Consider the following 4,651-nt stretch of genomic DNA (forward strand, 5'->3'; position numbering starts at 1 on the left):
CCAAGGACAAGACGATTTTAACATACTCACAATATGTTTCAACCAAAAAGAAGACGGGATGTCCTCCCACACACTAAAGTGTGGGGGCTCCAGCCCGAAGAATTCTGATGAGGAAATAGTATGGACAAGGATACAGTCCGAGTCGCATCGGTCGCAATGCACAGCGTCATGGGCGATCCGTCAGCAAACTTGGAGCGCGTCGCAGAATGGGCACACAAAGCACACGCGCAAGGAGCCGACTTCGGGATTTTGCCGGAAGAGTGTATCACCGGATCAATGAACAAGTCTGACCTGACGTTTGAGGAGGCGCGGAAGATTGCTGCAGCGGCAGCAGAGGAGTCGGTGCCATTCCTAGAGTCCCTCGCTCGCAAACTACAGATGACACTGGTGGTTGGTACGATTGAGCCGTTCGGTGAGCAACTTCGTAATAGTGCACTCATCGTCGGAGCTGAGGGGTATCTGGCAACGTTTTCAAAACTTCATCTGCCCAATCCGAATGAGCGGGAATGGTTTGTGCCCGGCGATACGTTCCCGGTGGTTGCTTCGCAGGGGTGGACGTTTGGTGTGGGGATCTGCTACGATTTGCGTTTCCCCGAACTTTTTCGGGGCGCGGCGCAGAAGGGGGCGGAACTCTTTTTCATCCCTGTTGGCGGTAGTGGCCAATAATGGAGATCAGCGTGAGCAAGCCGAGTCTCACAAGGAGTTGGCGATGCAACTGCTACCGGGACGTGCGGTTGATAATGCCCTCCATATATTCTATGCGAATCAGTCGGGGCACAGTGGCAATGCTTGGTTTCCGGGGCTATGCTTGGCGATAGATCCTAGCGGGCAGCTGATTGATGAATATCTCCCAGACGAAGGGATGATTGTCACGGAGGTCAAAAGAGAGGTGGCGGATAGGGCTAGGGCTTCTGCTAGCTGTACCGTTGATGAGGCAAGACCTGCGGTCTACGAGGCAGCCCAACTGGTGAAAGGGGAGTAGTTTACCCATCCTCCTCCGATCTCTACCCAATGAATACAGATGAAAATCGCTTTGGGAATACGGCACATGCGAAACAGGATTTTCATCGATTATTTCCGCTGAATTAAATGAAGATCGGTTTGTCCTGCCAGTGTACTGCCGTATTTTCTGACTATCGAATTTCTTGCAACTTACGGGCAAGATGCCAGATTCCTAGCATCCCAAGCAGTGCTAGGTCCGTGAATAGCAGGGGCGCGAATAAGGGAGGTCCGTAGATCAATTTATCTCTCGCGCTCAATTCAGCACTTTGCAAATCAACCGATAGGTGCAGATAAAACCCCAACACACCAACGAGCCCGTTTACCATCAAAATGGCACCACAGACTTTAAGAAACGGCAAATTGATTGGCTGTAGGAGAGCCGTCATTAAAAAACCGACAGCGATTGCGCTGGTAAATATCGGAATCCACTCACTTGGCTTGAAGAATCCATTTTGTGCGTGGTCGCAAAGTGAAAGCACAAAATTACCGAAAAATCCACCCAACGCCATGAACACAATCCATTTTCCCCACTCGATTGATTCACCATGAACCATACGGTTCATAATCAAGAGCAGCCCTAATCCGCAAAAAGCGAGCGGTGCGGCGAAGGGTGCGGTATAAACAAGACTCTTGATGGTAAAATCAGCGAAAAATTGGCTCTCAAGATGGAACAGCATCCCTCCGATACCAATGCCGACTGAGCTCCAGCCAACGCCTAATCCGCCCAAATACCACAGACCGCTACTCCCGATCAACAGTGCCAAAAACAGGAGCAATGAAGCGATGATCGAAAATAGAAACGGAATCCACTCACCCCAATGGGCAAAGGCGTTGACCGAGTGAGCGATAAACACATCAAAGGCAAGAAATGCCAGATTCGCCGTCACAAAAAGTTCAAGAGCGAGCGCGTATTTGTGAAACCACTTACTTTTTCGCACGGTTTTCTCGGAGTTGGGCAGCTATCTCTTTCATTTCGGTCATCTTCAACAGGAGTTCGTAATTTCCGTGCCACTGCACAAAGTCCGCACCGCCCATGAAAGCCCCATGTTTTGCTGTTCGTCCATAGTAATGCCACAGGTCAAAATAGAGAAACTCAATCGCTTCATCGAAGGGTTCCGGTGTCAGTAACCCTTCTTTGCGGAGGGATGCCATCAGCGTTTCGGCTTCGGCAATTTTGACATTGGTGGCTTGGACAACCCCTTCGGCTTCCTGATAGTATCTGTCTACGTGCGGTTGAGTATGGCACTTCAAACAGGTTTCTTTCATCGCGTCTTGTCCTCGCTGATACGTCGGACGCTTATCGGAGACAGCAGCAAAGAGCCAATACGAAAGACGCTCGGTTGTATCGTGCGTTACCTTCAAGCCTTCCAAGCCGCTCATGTGGCAGGTAGCACAGGTCGGTATGGACATATCCGCTGTGGTGAGTTTTTTCGGGTCAGCATTGAGATTCAGATCGTGTTTCTGAGCGTTGTAAAGCACACCATGCTTTGATTCATGATAGATCTCAATTTGTGAATGGTCGGGACCCATGTGACACTGCCCGCACGTTTCTGGCTCACGGGCAAGTGCGATTGATGTGGAGTGTCGTGCGTGACAGGCAGTACATGTTCCGATCGAGCCGTCTGCGTTCGGCTTACCTATATCATGGCAACCGAGACAACCGACGTCAGTCGCGCTTTGCCCTTCTTTCGAGGCGAGTTGATTCGCGGCGCGATTCACTGCTCCCTTATGATAGGTTTCGGCATACGCAACCTGCTCCTCCGTGAAATCTTGTTTACCCAAAACCGCCGCCCAAGCAGGCGCGGCGTGACGACTCCTGATAAACTGGTCATATTCGGTCGAATGACACTGACTACAGTTTTTCGATGTGAGATGTTTAGCGATCATGAATCCACGATGTGCTTGCTTCTCTTGACCTTCTAATGCACCGTGGCAGTCAAGGCAGTTAATCCCTTTTGCCGCGTGAAGACTGCGCTCGAATTGATGCACAACTGCTGATGTTTCTTTCCGATGGCACGTCGCGCACTTACCTGTACTTCTGACAAACTCGGCTTTCGGCTGTTCCGTTTCTTGAGTCGGTCGTTTGGCGTTGAAAATCAGTGTCGCGATGATCAGCGCGCTTCCTAAAAAAACGGCAATAAAGACAGATTTGAACGCGTTGTTGCCCGCTCCGGAATGTGAGCCCTGCGAACCTGCCATATTTATTATCCTTTCGTTGATTAGAGAATCGTTCGTAAATCCATCGAGCAAGTGCTAAGGGATCTGGATCGAAACGATTCTGACCCACAGTCCCTTTAGAGAGATAACTGCAGCTCATAAGACACCAAAAGCCATGTCAAAAAAAACAATAAAAGATCAAGTAAGTTCCTAGAACGCCCCGGAGCGTTTGGCTTCCTTGGCTTTCTCTTCATCATAAAGAAGACCATCAATGAAATGATGGCTAATCTTGGCGTGCCAGTAACTTGCCGTATGATGGCAAACACCAAGGGACCCCAAATCGCTGAGAACTTGCTAAAGACGGAGTAAAACCCGTAAAACTCAGCCGAGGCTTCTTTGGGAATCATCGCCCCGTAAAAAGAACGACTGAGCGCCTGCGAACCGCCGAGCACGATCCCTACAACGACACCCAAGATGAAGAATTCCGTAACGGTATGTAGAAAATAAGCGTAGGTGACAACCCCGCTCCAGAGGAGTAAGGTTAACATCAAAGACCGTTTCGCCCCGATCTTGCTAGCGATCCTACCGAATAGTAAGGCACCGCCGGCGGCGATGATCTGAATCATCAGCAACGTAATCATCAAGACCGTTGCAGAAAACTTCAATTCTTCAGTCCCATAAATCGTTGCCATACTGATAACTGTCTGAACGCCATCGTTGTAGATCATAAAAGCAATTAAGAACAGTAGTAGATGCTTGAAGCGTCTAACCTTTCTAATCGTTGCGAGAGTTCGCGTGATTCCAATAGCGGCATAAGCTATTATCTTCGGTTGCGACTGGTACTTTTCCGGCATCGCTTCTATCGCCCCCGCCTCTTTCAGGTTTTTGAGCGTAAAGATTGTAAAACCCGCCCACCATAAGCCTGCCATTCCCAGCCCAATGCGGGCTGCGAGTCCTTGACCAACTCCGATAATTTCGCCGCCGGCGACCAGTCCCAATGTAATGGCAAATTGTAATCCACCGCCGATGTATCCGTAGGAATACCCCTTGCTGGATACCCAATCTATTTTATCTTCGGGGGCGATCTGAGGTAAAAAGGCATCATAGAAGACATTCGCTCCCACATACCCGATCTGTGCGATCAGAAATAGGGTGGCGGTTCGCCATACATCTCCGGATTGGGAGAAGTAGAGAAGCGTTGCACTGATGCTGCCCATATAAGCAAGTGTAATCAGGAACTTTTTCTTGGATGAAGAGAAGTCTGATATGGCGCCGAGGACGGGGGCAAATAGAAAGACGAACATCGCCGAAGCACTGACCAGATAACCCCAGAGGGCATCTGCGCTGACAACGGTATTCCCAATCTGGACACCCCCGTTGCCCACAATCACGGTAGCGAAATAGATTGGTAAGACGCCTGCCACCACTGTGGTTACATAGGCAGAGTTTGCCCAGTCATACATACACCAACCGAAGATTTGGGGACCGCTCG

At 49.9% G+C, this 4,651-nt stretch carries 5 protein-coding genes; 2 read left to right on the forward strand and 3 right to left on the reverse strand.

The window, feature by feature from the left end:
• Window positions 1–120 precede the first annotated feature (120 nt).
• Both J4G02_22415 and J4G02_22420 read left to right on the forward strand, forming a co-directional pair.
• Window positions 121–666 carry a carbon-nitrogen hydrolase family protein gene (locus J4G02_22415; GenBank protein ID MCE2397265.1) on the forward strand — a complete coding sequence of 182 codons (546 nt, stop codon included), beginning with the start codon at window positions 121–123 and terminating at the stop codon, window positions 664–666.
• 43 nt (window positions 667–709) lie between these two features.
• Window positions 710–982, forward strand: a complete 273-nt coding sequence (locus J4G02_22420) for a hypothetical protein (protein MCE2397266.1) — start codon at window positions 710–712, stop codon at window positions 980–982.
• A gap of 151 nt (window positions 983–1,133) precedes the next feature.
• Here the strand turns inward: J4G02_22420 and J4G02_22425 are convergent, their stop codons facing one another.
• The 3 genes from J4G02_22425 to J4G02_22435 form a co-directional block, all read right to left on the reverse strand.
• Complete coding sequence (locus tag J4G02_22425) at window positions 1,134–1,940, reverse strand: hypothetical protein (protein ID MCE2397267.1); 807 nt, start codon at window positions 1,938–1,940, stop codon at window positions 1,134–1,136.
• Entirely contained in the window at window positions 1,927–3,201 is a 1,275-nt protein-coding gene (locus tag J4G02_22430; protein ID MCE2397268.1) for a nitrate reductase, read from the reverse strand. Before J4G02_22430 ends, J4G02_22425 begins: the two co-directional genes overlap by 14 nt.
• A 95-nt stretch (window positions 3,202–3,296) precedes the next feature.
• Window positions 3,297–4,651 (reverse strand): MFS transporter (locus tag J4G02_22435; protein MCE2397269.1); only part of this gene is annotated, 1,355 nt, incomplete at its 5' end.

Source organism: Candidatus Poribacteria bacterium (assembly GCA_021295755.1).
Classification (GTDB): Bacteria; Poribacteria; WGA-4E; order WGA-4E; family PCPOR2b; genus PCPOR2b.

Excerpts from the sequence above, each read along its gene's own strand:
- J4G02_22415 (MCE2397265.1), top strand. The coding sequence starts at position 121 with ATGGACAAGGATACAGTCCGAGTCGCATCGGTCGCAATGCACAGCGTC.
- J4G02_22420 (MCE2397266.1), top strand. The coding sequence starts at position 710 with ATGCAACTGCTACCGGGACGTGCGGTTGATAATGCCCTCCATATATTC.
- J4G02_22430 (MCE2397268.1), bottom strand. The coding sequence starts at position 3,201 with ATGGCAGGTTCGCAGGGCTCACATTCCGGAGCGGGCAACAACGCGTTC.